We start from the raw sequence: 25652 nt of genomic DNA on the forward strand, positions 1-25652 counted from the left end.
CCATCCCGGTCCCGCCATCCCGTCCCGCCGCCCCGCCGCCCCGCTGGTCCGTGCCCGCCGGTCCGCCCGTGTCCGACGGCCGCACCGGCGGGACGGGGCGGCTCGGGGCCGGGTGCCGCGCGCGCCGGCGTCCGGTCGGCCGGGCCGCGTCGGCGTCCGTGCCGGTGACACCGGGGACGGCCGCACCGGCCCTCCGTACGGCAGGTGGACGGCACGTGAAATCCCGCCGCCAGCACGGCCGTTCGGTGGACAGCCGGTGAAACGGAGGCGCACCGGCATGGCCAGTGCCGGTCGTCCGGAGGCCGTACACTGTGCGGCCGCAGCCGCGCCGACGGGGTGTGGAGCGGCGGATGCCCGGGGGGGATCGCGATGAGTCTTCCACTGCGCGCGCTGCGCGCTCTTGTCCTACTGGCCGGCTTCTATCTGATGGGGGTCGTGCTGCTGGCCGTGCTCGGCACCGTCGACTGGCTCCTGCTGGCCGGGCTGTTCAGCGGGCGCCACTCCGACCGGTACGGCTACTGCACCGGCATCGTGCTGATCGCGTCGCTGACCCTCGCGGTTCCGGTGGTGAGGGGCATGGCGGTCTCCCTGACCGCTGGTCGGCGCGCCACGACGCCGCCGGGGCTGGTCGTCACCGAGCACGAGCAGCCCGAACTGTGGTTGCTGGTGCGGCAGTCGGCGCTGGACGCCGGCACCGAAGGGCCTCGGCAGCTGGTGCTGACCGGGGAGGTCAACGCCTCGGTGAGCGAACACAGCCGACTGCTGGGCCTGTTGCCCGGCCCGCGGACACTGGGGATCGGCGTCCCGCTGCTGGCCGGGCTCACCGAGCCGCGACTGCGTGCCGTACTGGCCCACGAGTTCGGGCACTTCAGCCACCACGACACCCGGCTGACGGCGGTCACCGTACGCGCGTACACCGTCATGCGCACCACGGTGGAGGCGTTCCGCGCCGGTGCCGCCGACCTCGCGCTGACCAGGCTCGGCCGGATTCAGGCCGTTGTCGGCAACCTGTACGCGGGCTACGGCCGGTACGTCCTGCGGGCCTCGGAGTCCGTGGCACGGCAGCAGGAGTTCGCGGCCGACCGGGTGGCGGCGGAGCGGGTCGGCCGGGACGTCACGGCCGGCGCGCTGCGTCGGCTTCCGCTGCTCGACGCCGCCCACACCTGGTACACGGACACGTGGGCGGGCCTGGGAGCGCCGGTCGGGGCCCTGCCGCCGGCCGGCGAGGTCGTCGGCGGCTTCCGCCGGATGCTCGACGCCCGGGGCGAGCAGGGGCTCGTCGCCCTCGCGGCGGGCGTGCGGCCGCCCAGGCCGCACCCGTACGACTCGCACCCGCCGATTCCCGAGCGGGTCGCGGCGGTCGAGGCGCTCGCGGAGGCCGGTCCGGTCGACAGCCCGGGGGCACCCGCCGCGCTGTCGCTGCTGCGCGGGGAGGCGGCCGTCATGGTGGCACTGGAGCCCCACGTGCTGAGCCAGGGGAGTCCGGGGCTGCCCCGCATGCCCTGGCCCGAGCTGGTGCTGGCGCGGGCGGTGGCCGACGCGGAGACGGAGTCCGCACCGCTGCGCGGGGCCATGGAACGGCTGCGCCGCTCGGCCGCCCGGGACACCCGTCGTGACGCGGCCGGCACCCCGGCAGCGGCAGCGGCCGCCGAGGGGCCCCGGTCGTCCGAGGCCGAACCGACGCCGCCGGAGGCGGTGGGCGACGAACTCCTCGCCGTGCTCGCCGCGATCGACGGCGGACTGCTCTGGACGGCCGTGGCCGACCGGATGCCCCGGCCGCCGCAGGCCAGCCGGCTCACCGGCGCCTCGGCCCGCAACGTCCTCCGCCCCGCGCTCTGGAACGCGTTGGCCGGCCTCATCCTGCTCCGCCTGGTCGACGCCGGCCTGGCCCGGCCCGACACGGACTGGACCGGCACCCCGGGCGTCACCCTGCCCGAAGCCTGGGAGAAGGGGATGGACGAGGCGGTCGACGCGGCGCTGGCGGACGAGCCGGACACGTCGGCGCTGCGCGCGCTGCTCTGACCGCCGCCGCTCACCGGCGGGGGCGGATCGACCAGGGCCGAGGGAGGGCCGAGGGGGAGCCGAGGCAGGTCGAGAGAGGGCTTGGAAGGGACGGGCGACAGGAACGGCGGACCCGCCGGTGGTGCCCGCCGCAGCGGAGCGGCCCGGATTCGGGCGGTGAAACCGGGAACGGCCGGGCGGCGCGGGCGGGTTGCGGGGGTACCGTTCTACTGGTCGGTAACTCCACGACCGCACCCCCTGCGCGCGGGCCGGGAGGACGACTGCCGCACGCGCGCGGGACCGAGCGTCCTCCCCCCTTCCGCAAGGAGCCGCACCCGTGAGACTGACCCGAACCGGCGGGAGCAGTGCCGCCGTCCGCACCGAGGCGGCCGGCGCGCCGCGCGCGCGTGTCCCCGGACGCCTGAGGACCGCAGCCGTGGCAGCGGTGCTCGCCCTCACCGCCCTCGGCGCCGCGCCGTCGACGGCCTCCGCCGCCACCTCCGCCGTGGCGGACCGGCAGACCTACCCCGTGGGAGACCTGGGCACGGCCGTGTCCAACTTCCTCTTCAGCCCCGACCAGGTGGCCGGCGCCAACAACTGGAGCTGCGAGCCCAGTGCCGCCCACCCCACCCCGGTGGTGCTCGTGCACGCCACCTTCGTCGACCTCGGCGCCAACTGGGCCGTGCTGTCACCCATGCTGGCCAACGCCGGGTACTGCGTCTACGCCTTCAACTACGGCATGACGGCGCTGTCGGCGGGCCGGGTCGGCGGGTTGGGCGAGATCTCCCAGTCCGCTCAGGCGCTCAGCGCGTTCGTCGACCAGGTGCGCCAGCGCACCGGGGCCGCGCAGGTGGACCTGGTCGGCCACTCCCAGGGCGGCATGATGCCGAACTACTACCTCAAGCGGCTGGGCGGCGCCGCGAAGGTCCGCCGGTTCGTCGCGCTGGCGCCCAGCAACCACGGCACCACGCTGGACGGCCTGGTCGACCTCGGCAACGAGCTCGACGTGCTCGGGTTCGTCAACGACACGTTCGTCTGGCTCCAGACACCCGGCCTCAAGGAGCAGGAGAACGGGTCGGACTTCCAGCAGTCGCTGTTCGCCGACGGCGACACGGTGGCGGGCCCGCGGTACACCGTCGTCGAGACCGACAAGGACGAGGTCGTCACCCCCTACACCCACGCGTTCCTCAACGGGCCGGACGTGCGCGACGTCCTCATCCAGGACCAGTGCCCGAACGACCCGGTCGGACACGTCGGCATGTTCGAGGACGGCCCCGCACTCCAGGACGTGCTGAACGCCCTGGGCCCGGACGACCCGGGCTTCCAGCCCACCTGCACCGGCTACGGGCTGGCGCTGTGACCGCCCGGCGGTGACCCGGCCCGGCCCCTCGGCCCTCGGGCGCGTCGAGCGCCCGCCGCCCTCCCCGGGCGTCACGGACGGGGAGAGCGGCGGGCCGCCACGGCGGCGCGGGCGGGGGCCGCGGACGCGTGCGGCGGCGCTGCGCGGGCCCGGCCGCGGGCCGTCCCGCCGTACCGCGGGAGGGGACCTGCCGGGCCGCCCCCGGCGGCTCGGCGGCGGGTCGCGGGGGGACCTGCCGGTCGGCGGCCGGATCGGGGTTGGGATGATGGAGGGATGAACGGACTCCTGGCGGGCCGCCGAGCGCCGTACGCCGTCGCCGGCTGCGCGCTGCTCCTCGGTGCCGCGGCCTGCGGCCACTCCTCCTCGCAGCACGCGGCCACCGCGGCCACCGCGACCACGACGGCCTCGGCGGACACGCCCGGGCGCGTGGAGGTGCACGGGCGGGACATCGAGCTGGACGTCACCTCGGCCGTCGCGCACCTGGACGCGGCCGGCAACGGCACGCTGACGATGACGGTGCACAACGGGGAGACCACCCCCGAGCACCTGGACTTCGTGGCGACCCCGAACGCCGGCCGGGGAGTGCTGACCGGCGTGGCGAGCGGCGACAACGGCTCCATGCAGGACGCGGGCATCCTGCTGCCGGCCGGCACCACCGTCGCCTTCGGCGGCTCCGGCCCCACCGTCCGCCTGACCGGGGTCCAGGGTGTCACCGCCGCGCACACCCTGCCGGTGACCCTCCAGTTCGGCGTGGCCGGCCTGGTCCACCTCGACGCCGTCGTCGCCGGCAGCTGACGGGCGGCCCGCACGCCAGCAGGTGGTGCCGCGCGTCCCGGGTGCCGCCGCCCCGGCGCCGCGTACCCGGGCGGGCGCGTCCCGGCCGCCGTACCGCTGCCCGCCGCCCGGGCCGGTCCGCTACCGCGATCCGCTACCGTGAGGCTCTGCGAGCGCCGCGCCGGACCCGCACCGGGCGGGCCCGGCTGCCCGCCGGGCGTGGCGCGGACCCGGGGGAGCGGCATGGCCACACCGACACCGCCGACGCCGTCCAGCCCGCGAGCGCCCCTGCCGCCGGCGCCCGCACCCCACGGTGAGCACGCCGACGCCCCCCGGTACGCCCTGGCCCTGGCCGACGAGGTGCACGGCTGGTACCAGCGGGCGGCGACCCGCTCGAAACGGCTGCTGCGGACGGCCGAGACGCTGCACCTGCTGGTCGCCGCCGCGATCCCGGTGACCGCCGTCGTCCGGCCCGGGGACGCGCGCGGGCCGGCGGTGCTCGGCGGGGTCGTCGTCGTCCTGGCCGGGCTGCGCCCGCTCTTCCACTGGCAGGACGACTACGCCCGCTTCGGCCGGGCCCGCTCGGCGGTGGAGGCCGAACGCCGGATGTACCGGATCGGGGCCGAGCCGTACGACGACCCCGCCACCCGCGACCGGCTGCTGGTCACCGCCGTCACCCGCGTCCAGCAGCAGGAGACGGCGACGTGGGCCCGGCTGGTGGCGGACTCCCGGCAGGAGGCCCGACGGCCCGCTGACGCCCCTGGAGAGGCGCCGCTGCCCCGCAACCTCCCACCGGGGCAGCGAAACTGACGGGGCGCCATGACCGGAGGCCGTCCGACAACCCTCTTCCGCGCCCTGGTCAGGGGACGAGGACCACGCGCTGCCCCGGCGTGGTCGGCAGCGACCAGGCGCGTGAGACGTCCGGCAGCGGGACCGGGACCGGGTCGACCGCCAGGGTTCCGGAGCTGATCTCCGCGGCCAGTGCGGGCAGTTCGGCGACGATGTCCTTGGTGGCGACCGATCCCTGACCGCTGCCCATGAGCGTCACCGCCGCCTTCCGCAGCAGGGCGGAAGGCAGCGTGATCTCCGCTCCGGCCATGGAGCCGATCTCCACCCACGCCAGCGGCGCGGCCCGGTCGGAGCGGGCCGTGAGGAGCGCCGGCAGCGCCAGCTCGGCGACGGCGCCCCACAGGTAGTCCAGGACGACGTCGACGTCCGCCGCCGCCCGGCCGAGGCGCTCGGCCACCTCCTCGGGGGAGCCGTCGAGCCCGACCGTCTCGTCCGCGCCGAGCGCGGGCAGCAGGGCCAGCCGCTCCGGGTTCCGGCCCGCCGCCACGACCCGGCCGGCGCCCAGCCGCCTGGCGATCTGGACGGCGAGCCGCCCGGCGCCGCCGGTGGCGCCCAGCACCAGCACCGACGCGCCGGGCGCAGGCCGGCGCGGCGGCGCAGCGCCACCCACGAGGACATCCCCGGGTTCATCGCCGCCGCGACGGCGACCGGGTCCGTGCCCGGCGGCAGCGCGACGCCGCGGCGCGGGTCGACGACGGCCTGCGCGGCCATCGTGCCCGGGCCGTGGTCCCGGGCCACGAAGTAGACGAGGCCGCCCTCGGCGGTGCGGCCCACGGCGTCGACGCCGGGCACCAGCGGCAGCGTGCCCGCGGACGTGTAGTGCGAGCCGTCGGCCTGCGACCGCACCCGGGGGTGCAGCCCGGCCGCGAGCACGTCCACCAGTACCTCGTGCCCGCCGCGGGGCTCGGGGCGCTCCACGGCGCCGTAGCGGGGCGGGGCGTCGAAGGAGCGGACGACGGCTGCGGGCATGGTGGGCATGGCGGCCTCCGAATATGGTTTGTGCTGCGTACTACCCGAAAGTAGTTTGTGGCACGTACTACGTCAACCACGAGAGGTGGCACCCATGGCCCCGACGGACCCCGCCGGCGACCCGGACCCCGCCGGCGACCCGGACCCCGTCCGCGGCCCGGACGCGGTCGGCGACCCGGGCCGTGCCGGTGACTCCGCCTCCGCCCCCGGCTCGGGGGAGCCCAGGACCACCGCTGACGCGCTGGTCCAGCTCTCCTTCCTGGTCCAGGGCGTGCTGGCCGGGGTGGCGGCCGAGTACGACGTCTCCCTGATCCAGATGCGCCTGCTCGGCATCCTGCGCGACCGCCGCCCCGGCATGCTGGAGCTGGCCCGCCACCTGGGGCTGGACAAGTCGTCCATGACCGGGCTGGTCTCCCGGGCCGAGAAGCGCGGCCTGCTGCGGCGGGAGCGCTCGCCGCACGACGGGCGCGGGGTGCTGGTGGCCCTCACGCCCGAGGGCCGCGACCTCACCGCGCGGGCCTCCGCCGCCCTGGACGCCGAGGCGGCCGCGCTCACCGCCGGCCTCGACCCCGCCGAAGGCGAGATCCTGCGCACACTCGCCGCCAAGGTCCTGGCGGCCGCCCCGGCCGGCGGACTGCTGCCGACGTGAGGACGGCCGGGTCCCGGAACCGGCGGCCGGGCGGTCCCGGGGTGTCGGCAACTCTCAACCCCGTTGCGTGGCAGCATGGTTGGTCCGCAGAGGTGCCGCACGCCCGGCGCGGGCGGAAGGATTGGGCGCTGACCGGAGTACCTCAGGCGGATGTTGTGTGTATGGTGCGCGAATCTATCGGGTAAACATGGAAGTTGCGGGCGGGCGAGCGTCAGAGTTTGATCATTTCAGCAGTCCAGACGGCCCAGAAGGGGCAGAGTCTGGCGTCGACACTCACGCTCTTCACGAGGACCCGGAAAACCCACCATGGACAGCAGCGCCCTCATCCACCCCACCGGCACGGGCAGGGAATTCGACGAATCCCAAGTACCGCTGTACTACAGCCGTAAGACTGCCGACATCATCCACAAGTACGGACCCGGACCGCGCGTCCACTTCCACGTCGGGCTCTTCGAGCCCGCTGCCCGACTGAACACCACCGTCAGCCAGACCGTCATCAAGCGGCGGATCGCGGCCTCGCAGGAGGCGATCATCGACCACGCCGCCCGTACCTGGGGCGCCGCCGACATGCCGCCCGGGCGGCTGCTGGACGTCGGCTGCGGGGTCGGCGGCGGTTCCCTGTACTGGGCCCAGGAGCACGGCGCCCACGTCACCGGCCTCACCGTCGCCCCCGAACACGTCTCCGTCATCGAGGAGTTCGCCCAGCAGGGTGGAGTTTCCCACCTGGTCACCCCGCGGCACGCCGACGTTCACGAGTTCGACGAGCGGCGCGCCTACGATGCCGCGTACGCCAACGAGAGTTCCGGCTACATGGACCGGGAGCGGCTCTTCGAGGTGGTGGGCCGCGCACTGCGGCCGGGCGGCTGGTTCGGCATCCAGGAGCACTTCGTGTGCCGCCCCGAGTGGACCGAGTTCATCGACGGCTACTACAAGACCCGGCTGGGCACCCTCACCGAGTACATCACCGCCGCGCGTGCCGCGGGGTTCGAGCTGGAGCAGGACGAGGACGTCACCGACCGGGTGACGGAGTTCTGGGTGCAGTCGATGGCCTGGAACACCGCCGAGCTGGACCGGGTGGAGCGCGCCGCCGCGGCCGGCGGCGACCCAGCGCAGCCGCCCTCGGCCTGGTCCCGGGACCGGCTGCGGGAGTCGACCATCGCGCACGGCAAGCTCTTCCGGATCTGGCGCGACCACGCGATGGAGACCCGGCTGCTGCTCTTCCGCCTGAAGAGGAGCTGACGCGATGTCCGCCGAACCCCTCACCCGCCCCGCGGCCGGCCCCGACGGCCCCGCCGGTCCGGACGTGTCGCAGACCGCCGCCCGGCCCTCCCGGATCGGGCAGCTTCCCCCCTTCTACAGCCCGTTCAACGAGTACCTCGTCCACCCGCGGGCCGCGGAGGTCGCCGAGCGGGCCGTGGCGTGGACCGACCGGTTCGGGATCTACCCCGACGCCGCCGAGCGCGCCTGGGGCCTGGCCACGCACAGCGCCGACTTCTCCTGCCGGATCATCCCCGGCGGCGACGTCGAGCCGCTGGTGCTGTTCGCGCAGTGGAACTACTGGGCCAACGCCGTCGACGACTGGCAGGACTCCGCCGACACGCCGGTGAGCACCGCCGCCATCACCGACCACAGCGTGCGGCTGGCCCGCGCGCTGGAGGCCCCCGGCTCGGCCATGCTGCCGCCCGGTCCGCTGACCACCGCCCTCGACGACCTGGTGGCACGCACCCGCGCCGCACTCACCCCGTTCCAGCTGCGCCGGTTCACCGAGGGCGCGCGCGACTGGCTGCTCGGCGCCGGCTGGCAGACCGCCAACTCCGAACGCGGGGTGATGCCCTCGCTGGCCGACTTCACCTCCGCCTGCGCCCTCGCCAACGGCACCCGGTTCTCCCTCACCTGGTCCGACGCCGCCCACGGCATCCACCTGCCGCCGGACACGCTGTACTCCGCGCCGGTCCAGGTCCTCACCGACGCCGCCGGGTTCGTCGTCTCGGCCGACAACGACCTCTTCTCGTACGACAAGGACGACGACCAGGAGCCCTGGGAGCAGAACCTCGTCAACGTCGTCGCCGCCGAGTACGGCTGCACCCCGGCGGAGGCGGTGCCGTACGCCGTGGCGCTGCGGGACCGGGTCCAGGCGTTCATGGTGCGGCTGCGGGAGCAGGTCGCCCGCACGGCCGACGAGCCGTTGCGCCGCTACCTCGACACGCTCGGCTACTACGTGTCCGGGAGCATCGAATGGCAGTCACGGGCCCCGCGTTACGCCAGCCCGCGCAACCGCAACCCCTGGCCGGTGGAGGGCTCCCGTATCCCCGTCACCTACCGCGACACCCCGAGCGACCCCGACCCGGGGCCGCCGCCCCTGCCGGTGTTCGCCTGGTGGTGGCACCAGCTGACGAACTGACCTCCGAACCCGGCGGCCTCACGGAGCCGGGGCAGGACGGCGAAGGGGCCGCGCACCCACCGGTGCGCGGCCCCTTCGCCGTCCTGCCCGCCGTATCCGCCGCTCAGCGCGCGCCGAACATCCGGCGCCACCACGGACGGTCCGGGGTCGGCGCGGGGACCCCGGCCACCGGCGCCGACTCGACCCGCGGCGCGGGGACACGGGCCGCCGGCGGCAGCGGGGCCGAAGCGGGCTGCTCCGGCTCGGCCGAGTCCTCCTCCTGCGGCCGCGGCGAGCGCGGGCTGAACGTCACCGGCAGCGCCTCCAGCTGCTGGAACATCAGCGAGCCCTGGCGCACCAGCTCGTCCTCCGGCACCGCCAGCTCCAGGTCCGGCAGCCGGGTCAGCAGCACCTCGATGCCCGTGTCGGCGATGGCCCGGCCGATGTCCTGGCCCGGGCACTCGTGCGGCCCGGCGCTGAAGGCCAGGTGCGCCCGGTTGCCGTGCACCGGCGCCGCGAGGTCCGGGCGGATCTCCGGGTCCGGGTCCACGTTGCCCGCCGCCAGGCCGAGCAGCAGCATGTCGCCGGCCCTGATCTGCTGGCCGCCCAGCACCGTGTCGCCGGTCGCCCAGCGGCCCAGCACCGTGTTGATCGGCGGCCGGTCCCACAGCACCTGCTCCAGCGCGTCCGGCAGCGTCATGTGGCCGCCGGAGAGGTTGGCGCGGAAGCGCTGGTCGGTGAGGACCATCCGCAGCGTGTTGGCGATCAGGTTCGCGGTGGTCTGCACCGCCGCGATCAGGATCACCCGGACGTGGGCGAGCACCTCCTCGTGCGCCAGCCCGGCCTGGTGGGCCAGCAGCCAGGACGTGATGTCCCGGCCGGGCCGCTCGGCCTTCGCCGCCACCAGCTGCTGGAGCGCCGAGGTGACGTACTGGTCGCTCTCCAGCGCCGTCTCGGTGCCGTTGACCATGTCCAGCGCGGCCCGCGCCATCCGCGGCCCGGCCTCCTCCGGCGCGCCGATCAGCTGCGTCATCACCAGCGTCGGGAGCAGGGACGAGAACTCCGCCACCAGGTCGGCGTGGCCGGCGCCCGCGAAGGAGTCGACCAGCTGGTGGGTGAAGCGGGTCACGTAACGGCGGATGCCGCGCCGGTCGAAGCCCTGGAGGGAGTCCATGACGGCCTCGCGCAGCCGTTCGTGGACCGGACCGTCGGTGAAGTTCACCACCGGCCACCAGACGACCATCGGCCCCAGCGGGTGGTCCGGCGGCACCTTGCCCTGCGCCATGTCCCGCCAGGTACGCGGGTCCCGGGCGAACCGGGACGGCGTACGGGCCACCTCCAGGTTCTCCCGGTAGCCCAGCACCAGCCAGGCCGGCAGGTCGCCGTGGACCAGCACCGGCGCCACCGGACCGTGCTCGGCCCGCAGCTTCTCGTACAGCGCCTTGGGATCGGCGTCCGCCTCCGGACCGTACAGCCGGCGGATGCCGCCGGGCCCGGCGGCATCGGGGCCGGCGTGGTGCGCCGGGCAGCCCGGCGGCGGAACGGGGGACGTGCTCACGATGCCTCCGGGGTCGCGGCGAGGGAGTGCAGGTAGTGCATGAGGGCGATCAGGATGTCCCGGCAGTCCTCCCGCCGGCGGGCGTCGAAGAAGTGGATCGGGACGTGCTCCGGCAGGTCCAGCGCCGCCCGCAGCTCCGCCGCCTCGTGCTGCGGCGAACGCGGGAAGGCGTTGACCGCGACGACGAACGGGATGCCCTGCTCCTCCAGCAGGCCCATCGCGTCGAAGCTGACCTCCAGCCGGGAGGTGTCCACCAGGACCACCGCGCCGAGCGCCCCCTCGAACAGGCCGCGCCACAGGAACCAGAACCGCTCCTGGCCGGGGGTGCCGAACAGGTAGAGGATCAGCTCGCTGTTGATGCTGATCCGCCCGAAGTCCAGGGCGACCGTGGTCTGCGTCTTGCCCTCGACCCCCGCGGTGTCGTCGACCCCGATCCCGGCCTGGGTCATCGTCTCCTCGGTCTTCAGCGGCCGGATCTCACTCACCGCGCCGACCAGGGTCGTCTTGCCCACACCGAATCCGCCGACGACCAGCACCTTGACCGCCGTGGCCGCCGTGGCCGGCAGCACGTCCTCGGGCCGCGGCCCCGCGAGCACCGGCTCAGAGCTTCTGAAGTCCATCGATCACTGCCTTAATCAATGCCTGTTCCGGGATTTGGGCGGGGGGTATCGGCGGGCGCACCATCACCTGGTCCTTGGCGAGGAGGTCGCTGACCAGCACGGTGACCACGCTGGCCGGGAGCGTCGTGTACGCCGAGACCTCGGCCACCGACAGGGGCGCCTGGCACAGCCGGAGGATCGCCGCCAGCTCGGGCTGCATCCCCGGGGCGGGCGCGGACCTGGCCACGACCAGCGTGACCAGGTCCAGGGGAGTGGGCGTGGAAGGCCCGCTGCGCCCGCCGGTGATGACGTAGAGCCGCTCCGGGCTGTCCTCCTGCCAACCACGGCTCCCGTCGCTCACGCGGTGGGCTGCTGGTGTCGCGGCGGACTGTTGAGGTGCTCGCCGATCCTCAGCACCAGGTCGCGCATCCGCTGCCCCATCAGGCCGGCGTCGACGCCCTCGTCGGCGAGGACCGCGAGGTAGGCGCCGGCGCCGGCGGCCATCAGGTAGAAGAACCCGCCGTCGAGTTCGATCACCAGCATCCGCATCCGCCCGCTGCCGTGCGGGAGCTCGGCCGCCACCGCGGCGGCCAGGCTCTGCAGCCCGGCGCAGGCGGCGGCGAGCCGGTCGGCGGTGTCGGTCTCGGTGCTGTACTGGGCCATCTTCAGACCGTCCGCGGACAGCACGATCACGTGCCGGGTCTGCGGGACGCTGTCCGCCAGGTCCTTGAGCATCCAGTCCATGTTGGCGTGCTGAATCACTGCTGCTCCCCCTTGCCGGCGTCTCCGGACGAGGTGTCGTGCGCACTGCGGTCGGCCGCCGGGTCGCCGGCACCGCCGGACCCGTGCCGGCCGCCGGCGCTGCTGCCGTTGCCGTTACCCGTTGACGTGTCTGCCGCGCTACCCGCGGGCGTGGCCGCCGTGCCGCCGGCCGTTCCGGTGAACGCCGCCAGCCACTCGCCCGGCTGCGGCGCGGCCGCTGCGGGCGCGGCCTCCTGCCGGGGCTGCCGCGCCGGGGCCGGAGCCTGGGCCGGGATCGGCGCCGTCTGGGCGGCGGCCGACTCGGCCGCGTGCCGCCCGGACTGCTCACGGGGGACGCGGCGGCGGCGCTGCGGCAGACCGCTGGCCAGCCGCTCGGCGGCGGCGGCCGTGGACTCCTCGTCCTCGCCGCCCTCGACGCCCTCGACGATCGGGCCGGTCACCGGGCGGTGCGCCGGGGCGTCCGCGGTGACGATGTCGCGCGGCCCGGAGAACGATCCGATGCCGTGCGCGAGCGCCATCCCGCCGACCGCCGTGGTGCTGGTGATCAGCTTCTGCGGCACCACCAGGACGGCCCGCACCCCGCCGTACGCGGAGGCGCGCAGGCTGACGGAGAAGTCGTTGGCGCGGGCGAGCTTGCCGACCGCGGACAGGCCGAGGCGCGGGGTCTCGCCGAGGTCGGCGACGTCGATGCCCTGCTGGGCCTGGTGGAGCATCTTCTCGGCCCGCTTGCGGGCCTCCTCGCTCATGCTGACCCCGCCGTCCTCGATCTCGATGGCGATGCCCGACTGGACCTCCACCGTGGTCAGGTGGACACGGGTGTGCGGCGGGGAGTAGCTGGTGGCGTTGTCCAGCAGCTCGGCGAGCGCGTGGATGAGCGGTCCGACGGCCGGGCCGACGACGGCGACCTCGGAGACCGAGTGCAGGTCCACCCGCTGGTAGGGGATGATCTGGCCCATCGCGCCGCGCAGCACGCTGTACAGCGGTACCGGCTTGCGCCACTGGTGGCCGGGCCGGGCGCCGCCGAGGACGGCGATGGTGGCCGCCAGACGGCCGATGAGCGCGTTTCCGTGGTCGATGCGCAGCAGGTCGCCGAAGACCTGCGGGGCCTGGCCGTGCCGGTCCTCCATCTCGCGCAGTTCCTGCGCCTGCTGGTGGACGAACGCCTGGATACGGCGGGCGATGTTGACGAACGCCCGCTGCGCCGACTCGCGCAGGTCCTCCTCGGCGCTGACCGCGTCGAGCACCGAGGTCAGCACCGCGCGGTGGGCGGCCTGGAACTCGGCCGTCAGGCCCGGCCCCTCGCCGCCCACGGCGAGGGAGCTGAGGACGTCCTCCTGGAAGTCGCCCTTGCGCATCCGCTCCATGGCCTCGGGCAGCAGCTCGTCGGCCAGCCGGACGGTGGCCGCCTCCTGCTGGATCAAGGCCGCGTCCCGCAGGGCCAGAGCCTCCTCCAGCCGGGCGATGCGGCGTCCTCTGCTCACCGAGATGCCACAGGCGACAACAGCCACCACAGCCGCCACGCCCACCAGGCCGACGGGCGCGCGGGCCGAGGTCGGGACGAGGCAGACCAGGACGAGTGTGGCGACAGCGACGACAACGGCGGGCAGGAGCCACACACGCGAGGTCGCGAAACGTACGATTCCGGGCGGCGATTGCTCGCGGACCATCAGCACCCTCAAGCCATCTGAAGAGACGATCTTATGACGATGGGCGGAGCATAACGGCCCGCAGACGTGGGAGTTGACCACGGGGCTCCTTCAATCACCCGCTCGTGGGAACCGGTTGCGAGCCGCTCGACGCTCCGAGACCTCTTGCGGTACAGGCGCCCCGGCCCCTCCGATGCCTTCCGCGGGGCCGACTAGGCGGTCTGCATATGCTTCTGCCACGGCCCGCACATGCACACCACGATGCTCAACCGCACCGACCGCAATTCGGTCATGGCGGGCAGGACGGGCACACCTGTGCGTCCCGTACGGCCCGGGGCGACCCGGAGCGACCCGGACGCCGGCGTGACCCTGCCGGCCGGCCTCCATGGGGTCCAGGGGGTCGATGTTTGCGCGAACCGTTGCGTTCACCCGGGGGCAGTGCCACACTTCCGGACGCCAATCGACCGATTCACACAGATACCAACAAGCGGAGCCGCGAGTCCTGTTGACGGCACCGGGCCGCGTGCGGCCGGGAGCCGCGCGCTCCCGTGGCCGACGTGGAGGCAAGGCATGGCAGACCCCCGATCCCATCGAAGACTCGCGCACCGGCTGACCGCGACCTGCGCGGCCGCCGCCCTCGCCGTCGGCCTCGGCCTCGGCGCGGGCGCCGCGGCCGGCGCCACGCCGCCTCGGCGCGCCCCGGAGGCGGCGACCCAGCAGGCCGCCGGCTCCGAGCCCACGCAGGCCCCCGCCCAGGACGCCATCCCCACCGGCAGCCCGCACAAGGTGACCTACGACGGCTACTCGTACATGGTCGACGGCAAGCGCCTCTACGTCTGGTCGGGGGAGTTCCACTACTTCCGGCTGCCGAGCCAGGACCTGTGGTACGACACCCTGCAGAAGATGAAGGCGGCCGGCTTCAACGCCGTCTCCCTGTACTTCGACTGGGGCTACCACTCGCCCGCGCCCGGCGTCTACGACTTCACCGGCGTCCGCGACGTCGACAAGCTGCTGGACATGGCCGACCAGCTCGGCATCTACGTCATAGCCCGCCCCGGCCCCTACATCAACGCCGAGGTGGACGGCGGCGGCTTCCCCGACTGGCTGGACACCACCGCGGGCAGCACCCGCACCAGCGACCCCGAGTACCTGAAGTACAGCGACCAGTGGCAGACCCAGATCGACCGGATCATCGCCCGCCACCAACTGACCAACGGTACCGGCTCGGTGCTCGACTACCAGGTCGAGAACGAGTACTACAACGGGACCGCCGCGGGCCGCACCTACATGAAGCACCTTGAGGACAAGGCGACCGCCGACGGCATCACCGTACCGCTGGTCGGCAACAACAACGGTACCTTCAACTCCGGCGACGCCGCGCTGGACGTGGACGGCGCCGACTCCTACCCGCAGGGCTTCAACTGCTCCAACCCCACCAAGTGGAACGGCGTTCCCGACCTCAGTTATGATCATGTGGCCGGAAAGCCCCTGGAGACGGCCGAGTACCAGGGCGGCGCCTTCGACCCATGGGGCGGCCCCGGTTACGACAAGTGCGCGCAGCTGATCAACGACCAGTTCGCGGACGTCTTCTACAAGCAGAACATCGCCGTCGGCGCCACCTCGCAGAGCTTCTACATGACCTACGGCGGCACCAACTGGGGCTGGCTGGGCGAGCCGGAGAACTACACCTCGTACGACTACGGCGCCGCGATCCGCGAGACCCGGCAGCTGGACCCGAAGTACGACGAGGACAAGCTCATCGGCTACTTCACCCAGTCCACGGCACCTCTGACGAAGACCGACGCGCTGCCCAGCACCCCCACGGACAACGCGAAGGTCACCGACACCGCCCGCCGCAACCCCGACACCGGCACCCAGTTCCACGTCGTGCGGCACACCGACTCCACCGCCACCAGCGACGACACCGCCCACGTCACCATCGACCTGGGCGCGCACAGCGGCTACACCTACGACGACGCCGACGCGGCCGTCGCCTACAGCGGCTCCTGGTCGCACGTCGGCGCCGAGCAGAGCTACACCGGCGGCGACTACCAGCACACCGAGTCGTTCAGCTCCACCGCCGGCGACAGCGCCACCGTCGACTTCACCGGCACCGGCGTGACCTGGATCAGCAACCTCGACAGCAACCACGGCACCGCCGACGTCTACCTCGACGGCACGAAGACCGCCACCGTCGACCTGTACGCGGCCACCAAGCAGAGCCAGTACGCGGCCTACCGCGCCAGCGGCCTCAGCGACGGCCCGCACACCCTGAAGATCGTCCCGACCGGCCAGAAGGACTCCGCCGCACAGGGCACCTTCGTGACCATCGACGCGATCGACGTGGCCACCGGCAGCCCCGCCTCCGCGCCCGTCTACACCGTGCCGCAGCAGCCGGGCACCTCGCTCGACCTCAACGGCCGCGAGTCGAAGATCATCACCGCCGACTACCAGCTCGGCGGCGGCAACCTCATGCGCTACAGCACCTCCGAGGTCATGACCGACGCCGCCATCGGCGGCCGGCAGACCGCCGTCCTCTACGGCGACCACGGCACCGACGGCGAGACCGTCCTGCACTACGCCGCCGAGCCGAAGGTCACCGCCACCGGCGGCACCGTCACCACCCACTGGGACCCGGCCACCGGCGACCTGCGCCTCGACTACCAGCACAACGGCCTGATCCGGGTGACGATCAACGGCGGAGGCAGCCCGCTGCTGCTCCTGCTGGCCGACACCGACACCGCCAAGACCTTCTGGGAGCAGGACACCTCCGCCGGACCCGTCCTGGTCCGCGGCACCCACCTGCTGCGCGGCGCCGCCGTCCACGGCAGCCGGCTCGACCTGACCGGCGACATCGGCACCGACGGCTCCTTCGAGGTGTTCACCGCCGCGTCCTCCGTCACCTGGAACGGCAAGGCGGTCACCACCCGGGCCACCGCCGACGGCAGCCGCACCGGCACCGCGCCCAACGCGGCGAAGATCACCCTGCCGGCGCTCACCGGCTGGAAGCAGGAGCAGGAGTCCCCGGAGGCGCAGCCCGGCTTCGACGACTCCAGCTGGCCGGTCGCCGACAAGACGACCTCCAACAGCACCACCACGCCCGGCTCCCTGCCCGTCCTCTTCGCCGACGACTACGGCTTCCACACCGGCAGCACCTGGTACCGGGGCCGCTTCACCGGCACCGGCAAGGAGACCGGCATCACCCTGAGCGCGCAGAGCGGCGGCGGCGCCGCGGCCTCCTCCGTGTGGCTCAACGGCACCTTCCTCGGCAGCGCCACCAAGGACGGCCAGAAGACCTACACCTTCCCCGCGGGATCGGTGAAGACCGGCGCCGACAACGTCATCTCCGTCCTCACCGTCAATATGGGCCACGAAGAGGACTACAACGAGTCCAACGGCAGCAAGGCCGCCCGCGGCCTGACCGGCGCGAACCTCGTCGGGAACCCGCTGGGCACCGTCACCTGGCGCCTCCAGGGCGCCCGCGACGGCGCCAACCTGGCCGACCCGGTGCGCGGTGAGCTCAGCAGCGGCGGCCTGTACGGCGAGCGCGCCGGCTGGATGCTGCCCGGCTACGACACCTCGAAGTGGAAGCCGGTCACCCTGCCCGCCACCAGCACCACCCCGGGCGTGTCCTGGTACACCACCACGGCGAACCTGGACCTGCCGCAGGGACAGGACACCTCGATCGGCGTCAACATCGCCGACGACCCGTCCCGCCAGTACCGCGCCGAGATCTACGTCAACGGCTGGGACATGGGCAACTACGTCAACTACCTCGGCCCGCAGCACAGCTTCCCCGTGCCCAACGGTGTACTGAACCCGCACGGCCGCAACACCATCTCCATCGCGGTGTGGAACCTCGACGGCTCCACCGGCGGCCTCGGCACGGTGAGCCTCGTCGACTACGGTTCCTACGCCTCGTCGCTGACCGTCCACCAGAACACCAGCCCCGGCTACGACCCGGTCCGCTACGCCATGCCGGCGCCGGCCACCTCCACGGTCAGGCTCGACACCCCCGGCTCCACCGAGGGCTCGGCCACCTTCACGGCCACCGCCACGGTCAGCGTCCCGGCCGGGAAGCCCGCCGCCGCCCTGGTCACCGCCCACCTGGCCGCGCCCGACGGCTGGACCGTCAGCGCCAAGTCCACCCCGCCGGCCACCCTGCTGGTCCTGCCCGGGCACTCGACGGCCTTCACATGGACCGTCACCGCCCCGGCCAAGCCCGCCAAGGCCAGCGCCCTCACGGCCACCGCGACCCTGTACCAGCTGGGCCGCGCCGTCCACCCGTCCGACGAGCGGATCACCACCGCCGTCCCGTCCCCGCCGCCCGCCGGCACCGACCAGGTCAGCGACCTCGACTGGCTCTCGTCCACCAACGGCTGGGGCCCGGTCGAACGCGACCAGAGCGTCGGGAACACCGCGGCCGACGACGGCACCCCGCTCACCCTCGACGGCACCGTCTACGCCAAGGGCCTGGGCACCAACTCGCCCAGCGACGTGCAGATCTACCTCGACGCCAAGTGCAGCCGGTTCACCGCCACGGTCGGCATCGACCACGGCGACCCCGGCAGCTCCACGTTCAGCGTCCTGCTCGACGGCAAGACGCTGGTCACCACGCCGGTGCTGCGCGGCAGTTCCCACTCCGTCACCATCGACGTCCCCGTCACCGGCGGCCAGGTCCTCGACCTGAACGTCGGCGACGGCGGCGACGGCAACGGCAACGACCACGCGGACTGGGTCAACCCCACCCTCACCTGCGCCTGACCCCTCACCCCCGTCCGGCGGCCGGCGCCCCCTCCCACGAGGGGACGCCGGCCGCCGGCGCCAGCAGGCCCTGGACACAGGTGGACACGTGAGCGACATCGATCAGGCCAAGCAGGCTCTGCGGGACCGGGTGTGGCGCGGGCTCATCGACGCCGGCGGGGCGCCGGCCGACTCGTACGGGAAGATTCCCGGCTTCCACGGCGCCCAGCGGACAGCGGAGCGGCTGGAGGAGGTGGACGGGTGGCGTAGGGCGGCCACCGTCAAGGCGAATCCTGACCGGGCCCAACTGCCGGTTCGGCGAGCGGCGTTGGAGAAGGGGAAACTCCTCTACACGGCTGTGCCCCGGATGGCGGGCCCGCAGCCGTTCTTCGTGCTCGACCCGCACACGCTGACCATCCCCTTGGCCGAGGCGGCGGACAAGAGGGGCGCCGCTCGCGTGGGTCGCCGTGTCGGGGTGGAGGAGATGCGCCCCGTCGACGTGGTGGTCTGCGGAAGCGTCGCCGTGAACCGCTCCGGGGCTCGCATCGGCAAGGGGGCGGGCTACTCCGACCTGGAGGTCGCCCTCCTCACCGAGGCCGGACTCGTGACGGAGGACACGGTGATCGTCGCGCCCGTCCATCCGCTACAGGTGATCGAGGACGACATCCCCGAGACAGGGCACGACTTCAGCGTGGACTACATCGTCACGCCGGACGAGGTGATCGCCTGCGGCAACCGGCGGCGGCCGACCGGCCTGGTGTGGGACGACCTCACGCCGGAGAAGATCGCGGCCATCCCGGTGCTGGCCGCGCGTGACCCGCGCCGTACGGTCTGACCGCCCGGAACGCGCTGCCGGTATCGGCCTCGCCGTGCTCCTCCCGGGTACACGGGGCCGAGTGGTGTCCGGGGCCGCGACCGGCCCGTCCAGGTGTCAGGAGCCTTCCGCGTCGGTCAGACGCTTGAACATGTGCACGTAGTCGTGCCCTCCTGGTATCCCCAGGGTCCGACCGGTCTCGACGTAACCGTGGCGCTGGTAGAAGGCCGGGGCCTGGAAGGTGGTGGACGAGACCGTGGCGCGGTCGCAACCGCGTCGAACCGCCTCCGCCTCGGCTGCTTCGAGGATCCGGCTTCCCCACCCGTGCCCGCGGCTGTCCTCGCGGACCCACAGCATGTCGACACCGCAGAGACCGCCCCACGTCCAAGCGGTGAGCCCGCCGATCAGTCCACCCGTGGCGTCGGTGACCCTGATCGAGATCGTGCCGCGGTCGGAGGCCCCCGTGGCGGCCGAGTTGAAGGCGGTCAGCTCCTTGGCCAGCCGGTCGCTGAGCTCCGCGTCACGCTCTCCGGTGGTGGTCACGGCCAGGCCGGCGGGGTGTTCAGTCGTCATTGCGCGGATATACCACCCTGGCGCAGCTCCGGACAACGTGACTGCCCGCCCCCGGCCGGGCTCACCCGGTGCGCACCGCGCGGCAGCCGGTGCCGGTTCCGGTGCCGAGGGTGCCTTCACGGACCGCCAGGTGGTGCGGGGCCCACAGCTCGGCGGAGGCGGCGTCGGCCTCGTCGCCGAGGCGGGCCATCAGGCGGTGGACTACCGGTTCGGCGATCATCGCCTTGTCCGGGGCGATCGTGGTGAGCGGCGGGGTCTGTGGCGGCCGACCTCGATGTCGTCGAACCCGGCCACCGCGATGTCCTGGGGGACGCGCACCCCGCGGGTCAGCAGGGTCCGGATGACGCCGAGGTCCAGCCGGTGGCCGGTGGCCGGTGGCGGTGGCGGCCGCGTCGTCGATGGCGGCGTGGGGCCGCAGGGGCTCTCGGCGACGCGCTCGCCGAGCAGTACCAGCGGGCTGGTGGCGTCCCGCCGGGCGAGGTCGGCGGGGGCCAGGGAGAGCGGGCTGAGGAGCACCCCGTCGAAGAGGGCCCCTGGCCCCGCGCATGATGAGCTCGCCCTCCCGCACGGGTTCGCCGTCGGTCTGGTCCACCTCCGGATTCCTGCCTCATGCGTCGGCCGCGAGGCCCTCCTCGGCCTTCACGGACGGAGGCGGAGGCTGCCTACAGCACGCGCAAGGCGTGGTCGACGTCACGCTCACGCCTGGTCAGAGCGTGCAACACGGCCTGATCGCCGTGCCGTTCGCGGGCGGCCGCGACGAGCACGTCGATCGCGACGGCGAGCGCTGCTTCGGGGACGGGGGTGCGGGCGCCCACGCTCAGCGCCAGGTCCTCAAGATGGACCGCCAGCTCCACGCAGCGTGTCCGGAGGTATCCGTCGAGGAGCATTTCCTCCCCCGGACGGTGGAGGACGGCCACCCGTCGGTCGGCCGGCTCCCACGTGAGCCGCTCGGACAGCCGCTGCCATGCGCCCCGCGCCTGCTCGGCCACGGCGGCGGGACCGGCCGCGGCGGTCTCCTCGCTGCGCGCACGTACGCCGACGTTGAGTGCGGAGTCGGGTGTGCACGTGCCCTTGAGCCGGGCGTAGTAGTGCACGGGTGTCACGGGTTCCGCGCCGACCACCCGGCCGTCGAGGAACCATTCGACCTGCAGGATGCTGCGCGCGAGGTGGCCGGCCAGTCCGCCCACCGACATCCCCGGCAGCACCGACTCCTTCTGCCAGTGGAGCGCCACCTCCCCTTCCGCCAGGAGTCGTACGGCCTGCTCGGCGGCCAGCACGTAGGAGTTCCGTATCTCGGTCGTCGTCATGCCCGGCATTGTGGCCACAGGACGTCCGCAACGACGGAGGCGTCCACATGGTGATCCATGTGTCCAATATGTGGAATGCCGATGTTCGCCCCGGGTGGCCCGGTCGCTGAGCCCGAGCCCCGTCCTTCGCCCGGCCGACCGGTCCGCGGACGACCCCACGGGCGACCTCGCGGACGACCCCACGGGCGACCTCAAGGGAGAGGCTCAGGCAGGACCCCCCGGCGTCCGCCCTCGGGCGGGGCCGGTGCGACGGGGCGGGGGTCTGGCGGCCCGGCAGGCGATGCGGGGGGGGAAACAGCGAGGTCAGCCCGCTGAGGGCTCCGACGGTGCGGGATCCCAGGTGCGGGCGGCTGCGCCGAGGGCGCCGAGGACAGGGCGGATCAGCGGGTGGTCCTCCGCGCCGCGGCGGACGGCCGCGAAGACCCGGCGGGTGGGGGCCACCGCGTGCAGCGGGCGGACGGCGACGCCCGCCAGGTCCATGCCGCGCAGCGCCGAGCGGGGGACCAGGGCCACGCCCGCGCCCGCCGCGGCGAGCGCGACGACCGCGCGGAAGTCGTCCGAGGAGTGGGCGTAGCGGGGCTGGAAGCCGGCCGCCTCGCAGGCGATCACCACCACGTCGTGGCACGGGTTGCCCGGGAAGGGGCCCACCCACGTGTCGCGGGCCAGCTCCGCGAGCGGCACCGACTCCGCCCCGGCCAGCCGGTGCGAGGCGGGCACCACCGCGTCGAAGGGCTCGGCGTAGAGCGACACGTGCGTCAGCCGGGGGTCGTCGGCCGGGGCGCCCCGGTACTCGACGGCCACCGCGACGTCCACCTGCCGGGACAGCACCATGGGCAGGCTGGCGTCCCCCTCGGAGTCCCGCACCTGGATGGTGATGCCCGGCGCGGTCCGCCCGCAGTGCGCCACCGCCGGGGCGACGACCAGGGCTATCCCCGTGGCGAACGACGCGACGGTGACCGTGCCGGTGGCCCCCGAGCCGTACGCGGCGAGATCCGCCTCCGCCCGCTCCAGCTGCGCCAGCACCGCGTTGGTGTGGCCCAGCAGGATCTCGCCGGCCGGGGTCAGCCGCACCCCCCGGGCGCCGCGCTCCACCAGCCGGTGGCCGGTCTCCTGCTCCAGCGAGTTGAGCTGCTGGGAGACCGCCGACGGGGTCACGAAGAGCGCCGCCGCCGCCGCGGTCACCGTCCCGTGGTCGGCGACCGCGCGCAGCGTGTGCAGGCGCCTCGTGTCAATCATCGCACCCGCTATCGTAAACCAGCAGGTCAGCGACTCAGACCGGCCCTCGCCGCGACGAAGGCGGCGACCGCCTTGTCGACGTCCTCGATCGTGTGCGCGGCCGAGATCTGCACCCGGATACGGGCCTGGCCGCGCGGGACCACGGGGAAGGAGAAGCCCACCGCGTACACGCCCTCCTCCAGCAGCAGGTCGGCCATCCGCCCGGCCTCGGCGGCGTCGCCGATCATCACCGGGACGATCGGGTGGTCGCCCGGCAGCACCTCGAAGCCCTCCTCCGCCATGCGCCCGCGGAACCGCGCGGTGTTCTCCGCCAGCCGCTCGCGCGGTCCGGCCGCAGACTCCAGCAGGTCCAGCACGGTCAGCGACGCGGAGGCGATCACCGGCGCGAGGGAGTTGGAGAACAGGTACGGCCGCGAGCGCTGCCGCAGCAGCTCCACGATCTCCGTCCGCGCGGCCACGTACCCGCCGGACGCGCCGCCCAGCGCCTTGCCGAGGGTGCCGGTGAGAATGTCCACCCGGTCCGTCACCCCGTGCAGCTCCGGCGTGCCGCGCCCGCCCGCGCCGACGAAGCCCACCGCGTGCGAGTCGTCGACCATGACCATCGCGCCGTACCGGTCCGCCAGGTCGCAGATCTCCCGCAGCGGCGCCACGTAGCCGTCCATCGAGAAGACGCCGTCGGTGACGATCAGGGTGCGCCGGGCGCCCGCGGCCTCCTTCAGCCGCTGCTCCAGGTCGGCCATGTCACGGTTGGCGTACCGCAGCCGGCGGGCCTTCGACAGGCGGATGCCGTCGATGATCGAGGCGTGGTTGAGGGCGTCGGAGATCACCGCGTCCTCCTCGCCGAGCAGCGTCTCGAACACGCCGCCGTTGGCGTCGAAGCAGGACGAGTAGAGGATCGTGTCCTCCTGCCCGAGGAACGCCGACAGCCGGTCCTCCAGCTCCTTGTGCACCGACTGCGTGCCGCAGATGAAGCGCACCGACGCCATGCCGTAGCCCCACCGGTCCAGCGCGTCCTTCGCCGCCGCCACCACGCGCGGGTCGTCGGCGAGCCCGAGGTAGTTGTTGGCGCAGAAGTTCAGGACGTCCGCCTCGCCGCCCGCGACCCGGACGGACGCGGACTGCGGGGTGTCGATGACGCGCTCGGGCTTGTGCAGACCCGCGGCGCTGATCTCGTCGAGGGTCGCGCGCAGGTCGGATCGGACGGCGTCGAACATGGCGGGGCTCCGGATTCTGTTCGTGGGGCGGTGCGGGGCGAGGCGGGGCGGTCGGCGGGGTACGGGAGCGCGGGCTCCCCGGCCGGAACGGACGCCGCTACGCGGAGGCGGAGAGGGGGGAGGGGTCAGGCGGTCCAGTCGAGGACGACCTTGCCGCCGCGGCCGGACGCGGCCTCGGCGAACGCCGCCTCGTGCTCCTGGTAGCCGTAGCGGCCGGTGATCACGGGGGAGAGGTCCAGGCCGCCTTCGAGCAGCACCGACATCGAGTACCAGGTCTCGAACATCTCCCGCCCGTACACGCCCTTGAGGGTGAGCATGGAGGTGACGACGCGGCTCCAGTCGACGGCGAACTCCTCCGCCGCCAGGCCCAGCATCGCGATGCGGCCGCCGTGCGTCATGTTCGCGATCATGTCGCGCAGCGCGGCCGGCTGCCCGGACATCTCCAGGCCCACGTCGAAGCCCTCGCGCAGCCCCAGCATCCGCTGCCCGTCCGCGATGCCGGCCTCGGACACGTTCAGCGCCAGGCTCACCCCGAGGCCGCGGGCCAGCTCCAGGCGCTCCTCGCTGACGTCGGTCACCACCACGTTGCGGGCGCCGGCGTGCCGGGCCACCGCCGCGGCCATCAGGCCGATCGGGCCGGCGCCGGTGATCAGCACGTCCTCACCCACCAGCGGGAAGGACAGCGCGGTGTGCACGGCGTTGCCGAACGGGTCGAAGATCGCCGCCACGTCGAGGTCGACGGGCGTGCGGTGCACCCACACGTTCCCGGCCGGCATGGCCACGTACTGCGCGAACGCGCCGTTGATCCCGATGCCCAGGCCCACCGTCGAACGGCACAGGTGGCGGCGGCCGGCCAGGCAGTTGCGGCAGCGCCCGCACACCAGGTGGCCCTCGCCGCTCACCAGGTCGCCGACCGCGATGGTGGTGACGTCGCGCCCGATCTCGACGACCTCGCCGGCGAACTCGTGCCCCACCACGACGGGGGTGCGCACCGCGCCCCGCGCCCACGCGTCCCAGGAGCGGATGTGCAGGTCGGTGCCGCAGATACCGGTCCGGAGCACCTTCACCAGCACGTCCCCGGGGCCTACGGCCGGCTCCGGCACGTCCGTGAGCCACAGACCCGGTTCGGCTCGCTCCTTGACCAGCGCCTGCATGACCGAAGCTCCTGACGGTAGGGGGTGCCGACGGCACGGCGCGACGCACCGCCCGAGGGAAAGGGGGACTTGTCCCTGCAATCTGCCCCAGGAGGGGCCGCCTCGTCCATCGACGTTTTCTTAACCCCGCCCGCAGTTCTCCTTCAGGCCGCCGCCGCTCCGACCGGCTCCGGGCCGCCTCCGGCTGCTGGCGCGGCCCGGGGGCTGTCGCGGCCGTGCGCAGGTCCGAGGGGGTGGCACCCTCCGGAACCGCCGTACTCCTGCCTGCTCCGGCGGGGGCGGACCCGGGTCAGGCGTGGTCGCGGCGGCGGGTGAGGCGGGCGAGGCGTGATCCGGCGGTGTTGCGGACCCGGCGGGTGCGGCCGGTCTCGGCCAGGGCGGCGAGGGCGGCGCGGACGTCCGAGCGCTCGGCGATCCTGCGTTGCAGCCAGTCGGACGCCTCGCCCACCTCGTCCGGCGTCCACGGCAGCGCAAGGGTCACCGCCCTGAACAGGGCCTATTCAGCAAGCCGTTGGGCCAGAAAGGGCCGCGCGCCGACCACCTCGGCCAGGGCCGCCGCCCACGCCGTCCACTCCGGACCTTCGAGCAGGCTCGCGGCCCGCCGGTCGAGATGCCGGACGATCGCGGACGTCGCCACGGCCGGGTCGGGGTCGGTGAGGACCGAGGCGACCAGGTCGAACTCCTCCTCGTCGCGGACCACGTCCAGCGCCCGGAGACGGGCGGCGAACCGCCGGTGCTCGGGCGGCTCGTCCTCTTCGTCCTCCTGGTACGGGAGCCGGGGGTTCACGACCGCTGCCCCTGAGATCGCGCCGGTGCGCCTGCCCGGTCTCCGGTCCGACGGGCGGGTGTGCCGCGCCGCGGGTGCGACCGGGTCGTGGCGTGTCGGTACCCGGCGGGTTCGGGTGTCGGTAGGGCGGGTGCCGGCAGGGCGGGCTGGGCCGTCGAGGTGCCGGTGGTGATGGGCATGGCGGCATTCTGGCCCGGCCGTCGGCGCCGCACGCGGGAAGCGGCGTCCGGAGCGGGTAGGGGAAGCCGGCCCTGCCCCTGGCTGCGGGCGGTCAACT

24 protein-coding genes are annotated in these 25652 nt (G+C 73.8%); 9 read left to right on the plus strand and 15 right to left on the minus strand.

Annotated features, from left to right (window positions below; all coding sequences use genetic code 11):
- The first annotated feature begins 369 nt into the window (after positions 1 to 369).
- From BS72_RS09925 to BS72_RS09940, 4 genes are all read left to right on the plus strand, one after another.
- A complete protein-coding gene (locus tag BS72_RS09925) occupies positions 370 to 2022 on the plus strand; it encodes a M48 family metallopeptidase (protein WP_037908756.1) in 1653 nt (550 codons plus the stop codon).
- 322 nt (positions 2023 to 2344) lie between these two features.
- A complete protein-coding gene (locus tag BS72_RS09930) occupies positions 2345 to 3361 on the plus strand; it encodes an alpha/beta hydrolase family protein (protein ID WP_063836047.1) in 1017 nt (338 codons plus the stop codon).
- Between the two features lie 273 nt (positions 3362 to 3634).
- Positions 3635 to 4156 (plus strand): copper chaperone PCu(A)C, encoded by a 522-nt coding sequence (locus BS72_RS09935; protein WP_051950888.1) that lies wholly within the window; start codon positions 3635 to 3637, stop codon positions 4154 to 4156.
- Positions 4157 to 4378: 222 nt separating this feature from the next.
- On the plus strand, positions 4379 to 4945 hold the full coding sequence (locus BS72_RS09940) for a DUF4231 domain-containing protein (protein ID WP_078901197.1): 567 nt from the start codon (positions 4379 to 4381) through the stop codon (positions 4943 to 4945).
- Positions 4946 to 4994: 49 nt separating this feature from the next.
- On the opposite strand, the gene BS72_RS38000 is transcribed toward BS72_RS09940, so the two are convergent.
- On the minus strand, positions 4995 to 5594 hold the full coding sequence (locus tag BS72_RS38000) for a zinc-binding dehydrogenase (RefSeq protein ID WP_232792301.1): 600 nt from the start codon (positions 5592 to 5594) through the stop codon (positions 4995 to 4997).
- 453 nt (positions 5595 to 6047) lie between these two features.
- On the opposite strand from BS72_RS38000, the gene BS72_RS09950 reads away from it, so the two are divergent.
- The 3 genes from BS72_RS09950 (at position 6048) to BS72_RS09960 (ending at position 9003) form a co-directional block, all read left to right on the plus strand.
- Positions 6048 to 6602, plus strand: a complete 555-nt coding sequence (locus tag BS72_RS09950) for a MarR family winged helix-turn-helix transcriptional regulator (protein ID WP_107498721.1) — start codon at positions 6048 to 6050, stop codon at positions 6600 to 6602.
- 306 nt (positions 6603 to 6908) lie between these two features.
- A complete protein-coding gene (locus BS72_RS09955; RefSeq protein ID WP_051950889.1) occupies positions 6909 to 7841 on the plus strand; it encodes an SAM-dependent methyltransferase in 933 nt (310 codons plus the stop codon).
- A gap of 4 nt (positions 7842 to 7845) precedes the next feature.
- Positions 7846 to 9003 (plus strand): terpene synthase family protein, encoded by a 1158-nt coding sequence (locus tag BS72_RS09960; protein WP_232792302.1) that lies wholly within the window; start codon positions 7846 to 7848, stop codon positions 9001 to 9003.
- 103 nt (positions 9004 to 9106) lie between these two features.
- Here the strand turns inward: BS72_RS09960 and BS72_RS09965 are convergent, their stop codons facing one another.
- From BS72_RS09965 to BS72_RS09985, 5 genes are read right to left on the minus strand one after another with little or no spacing between them, the layout of a single operon-like run.
- On the minus strand, positions 9107 to 10540 hold the full coding sequence (locus tag BS72_RS09965; RefSeq protein ID WP_232792303.1) for a cytochrome P450: 1434 nt from the start codon (positions 10538 to 10540) through the stop codon (positions 9107 to 9109).
- The gene (locus BS72_RS09970) at positions 10537 to 11160 is read right to left on the minus strand and encodes a GTP-binding protein (protein WP_037908758.1); all 624 of its coding nucleotides are present in this window, start codon (positions 11158 to 11160) and stop codon (positions 10537 to 10539) included. The genes BS72_RS09965 and BS72_RS09970 overlap by 4 nt, the downstream gene beginning before the upstream one ends.
- Positions 11141 to 11500: a DUF742 domain-containing protein gene (locus tag BS72_RS09975; RefSeq protein WP_037908761.1), complete on the minus strand. Its 360-nt coding sequence runs from the start codon at positions 11498 to 11500 to the stop codon at positions 11141 to 11143. Before BS72_RS09975 ends, BS72_RS09970 begins: the two co-directional genes overlap by 20 nt.
- The gene (locus BS72_RS09980; protein WP_037909872.1) at positions 11497 to 11883 is read right to left on the minus strand and encodes a roadblock/LC7 domain-containing protein; all 387 of its coding nucleotides are present in this window, start codon (positions 11881 to 11883) and stop codon (positions 11497 to 11499) included. The genes BS72_RS09975 and BS72_RS09980 overlap by 4 nt, the downstream gene beginning before the upstream one ends.
- 14 nt (positions 11884 to 11897) lie before the next feature.
- Positions 11898 to 13568 carry an ATP-binding protein gene (locus BS72_RS09985; RefSeq protein WP_037908763.1) on the minus strand — a complete coding sequence of 557 codons (1671 nt, stop codon included), beginning with the start codon at positions 13566 to 13568 and terminating at the stop codon, positions 11898 to 11900.
- Positions 13569 to 14117: 549 nt separating this feature from the next.
- Between BS72_RS09985 and BS72_RS09990 the strand changes: the two genes are divergently transcribed.
- Both BS72_RS09990 and BS72_RS09995 read left to right on the plus strand, forming a co-directional pair.
- Complete coding sequence (locus BS72_RS09990) at positions 14118 to 18311, plus strand: beta-galactosidase (protein ID WP_037908765.1); 4194 nt, start codon at positions 14118 to 14120, stop codon at positions 18309 to 18311.
- 88 nt (positions 18312 to 18399) lie between these two features.
- Complete coding sequence (locus BS72_RS09995; RefSeq protein WP_037908767.1) at positions 18400 to 19125, plus strand: 5-formyltetrahydrofolate cyclo-ligase; 726 nt, start codon at positions 18400 to 18402, stop codon at positions 19123 to 19125.
- 96 nt (positions 19126 to 19221) lie between these two features.
- Here BS72_RS09995 and BS72_RS10000 read toward each other — a convergent pair whose 3' ends face one another.
- The 9 genes from BS72_RS10000 to BS72_RS33855 all read right to left on the minus strand — a co-directional run bounded on the left by BS72_RS10000 (position 19222) and on the right by BS72_RS33855 (position 25375).
- Positions 19222 to 19677, minus strand: a complete 456-nt coding sequence (locus BS72_RS10000) for a GNAT family N-acetyltransferase (RefSeq protein ID WP_037908769.1) — start codon at positions 19675 to 19677, stop codon at positions 19222 to 19224.
- 61 nt (positions 19678 to 19738) lie between these two features.
- Entirely contained in the window at positions 19739 to 19897 is a 159-nt protein-coding gene (locus tag BS72_RS38005; RefSeq protein WP_232792304.1) for a hypothetical protein, read from the minus strand.
- Positions 19894 to 20193, minus strand: coding sequence for a substrate-binding domain-containing protein (locus BS72_RS38010; RefSeq protein WP_037908771.1), 300 nt, complete (start codon positions 20191 to 20193; stop codon positions 19894 to 19896). Before BS72_RS38010 ends, BS72_RS38005 begins: the two co-directional genes overlap by 4 nt.
- Positions 20194 to 20339: 146 nt before the next feature.
- Positions 20340 to 20984: a maleylpyruvate isomerase N-terminal domain-containing protein gene (locus tag BS72_RS10010; protein WP_037909873.1), complete on the minus strand. Its 645-nt coding sequence runs from the start codon at positions 20982 to 20984 to the stop codon at positions 20340 to 20342.
- A gap of 303 nt (positions 20985 to 21287) precedes the next feature.
- Positions 21288 to 22220 (minus strand): LysR family transcriptional regulator, encoded by a 933-nt coding sequence (locus tag BS72_RS10015; RefSeq protein WP_051950890.1) that lies wholly within the window; start codon positions 22218 to 22220, stop codon positions 21288 to 21290.
- A gap of 26 nt (positions 22221 to 22246) precedes the next feature.
- The gene (locus BS72_RS10020) at positions 22247 to 23434 is read right to left on the minus strand and encodes a glycine C-acetyltransferase (RefSeq protein WP_037908774.1); all 1188 of its coding nucleotides are present in this window, start codon (positions 23432 to 23434) and stop codon (positions 22247 to 22249) included.
- Positions 23435 to 23559: 125 nt separating this feature from the next.
- Positions 23560 to 24588 carry an L-threonine 3-dehydrogenase gene (gene tdh, locus BS72_RS10025; protein WP_037908776.1) on the minus strand — a complete coding sequence of 343 codons (1029 nt, stop codon included), beginning with the start codon at positions 24586 to 24588 and terminating at the stop codon, positions 23560 to 23562.
- 289 nt (positions 24589 to 24877) lie between these two features.
- Positions 24878 to 25069 carry a hypothetical protein gene (locus tag BS72_RS33850; protein ID WP_051950891.1) on the minus strand — a complete coding sequence of 64 codons (192 nt, stop codon included), beginning with the start codon at positions 25067 to 25069 and terminating at the stop codon, positions 24878 to 24880.
- A 15-nt stretch (positions 25070 to 25084) separates the two neighbouring features.
- Positions 25085 to 25375, minus strand: a complete 291-nt coding sequence (locus tag BS72_RS33855; protein ID WP_051950892.1) for a hypothetical protein — start codon at positions 25373 to 25375, stop codon at positions 25085 to 25087.
- Positions 25376 to 25652: the final 277 nt, after the last annotated feature.

This window comes from Actinacidiphila yeochonensis CN732, assembly GCF_000745345.1.
Taxonomy (GTDB): domain Bacteria; phylum Actinomycetota; class Actinomycetes; order Streptomycetales; family Streptomycetaceae; genus Actinacidiphila; species Actinacidiphila yeochonensis.

Coding starts and splice junctions, on each gene's coding strand:
- BS72_RS09925 (WP_037908756.1), top strand. CDS start 370: ATGAGTCTTCCACTGCGCGCGCTGCGCGCTCTTGTCCTACTGGCCGGC.
- BS72_RS09935 (WP_051950888.1), top strand. CDS start 3,635: ATGAACGGACTCCTGGCGGGCCGCCGAGCGCCGTACGCCGTCGCCGGC.
- BS72_RS09940 (WP_078901197.1), top strand. CDS start 4,379: ATGGCCACACCGACACCGCCGACGCCGTCCAGCCCGCGAGCGCCCCTG.
- BS72_RS09950 (WP_107498721.1), top strand. CDS start 6,048: ATGGCCCCGACGGACCCCGCCGGCGACCCGGACCCCGCCGGCGACCCG.
- BS72_RS09955 (WP_051950889.1), top strand. CDS start 6,909: ATGGACAGCAGCGCCCTCATCCACCCCACCGGCACGGGCAGGGAATTC.
- BS72_RS09960 (WP_232792302.1), top strand. CDS start 7,846: ATGTCCGCCGAACCCCTCACCCGCCCCGCGGCCGGCCCCGACGGCCCC.
- BS72_RS09970 (WP_037908758.1), bottom strand. CDS start 11,160: ATGGACTTCAGAAGCTCTGAGCCGGTGCTCGCGGGGCCGCGGCCCGAG.
- BS72_RS09980 (WP_037909872.1), bottom strand. CDS start 11,883: ATGGACTGGATGCTCAAGGACCTGGCGGACAGCGTCCCGCAGACCCGG.
- BS72_RS09985 (WP_037908763.1), bottom strand. CDS start 13,568: ATGGTCCGCGAGCAATCGCCGCCCGGAATCGTACGTTTCGCGACCTCG.
- BS72_RS09990 (WP_037908765.1), top strand. CDS start 14,118: ATGGCAGACCCCCGATCCCATCGAAGACTCGCGCACCGGCTGACCGCG.
- BS72_RS10000 (WP_037908769.1), bottom strand. CDS start 19,677: ATGACGACTGAACACCCCGCCGGCCTGGCCGTGACCACCACCGGAGAG.
- BS72_RS38005 (WP_232792304.1), bottom strand. CDS start 19,897: ATGATCGCCGAACCGGTAGTCCACCGCCTGATGGCCCGCCTCGGCGAC.
- BS72_RS10010 (WP_037909873.1), bottom strand. CDS start 20,984: ATGACGACGACCGAGATACGGAACTCCTACGTGCTGGCCGCCGAGCAG.
- BS72_RS10015 (WP_051950890.1), bottom strand. CDS start 22,220: ATGATTGACACGAGGCGCCTGCACACGCTGCGCGCGGTCGCCGACCAC.
- BS72_RS10020 (WP_037908774.1), bottom strand. CDS start 23,434: ATGTTCGACGCCGTCCGATCCGACCTGCGCGCGACCCTCGACGAGATC.
- tdh (WP_037908776.1), bottom strand. CDS start 24,588: ATGCAGGCGCTGGTCAAGGAGCGAGCCGAACCGGGTCTGTGGCTCACG.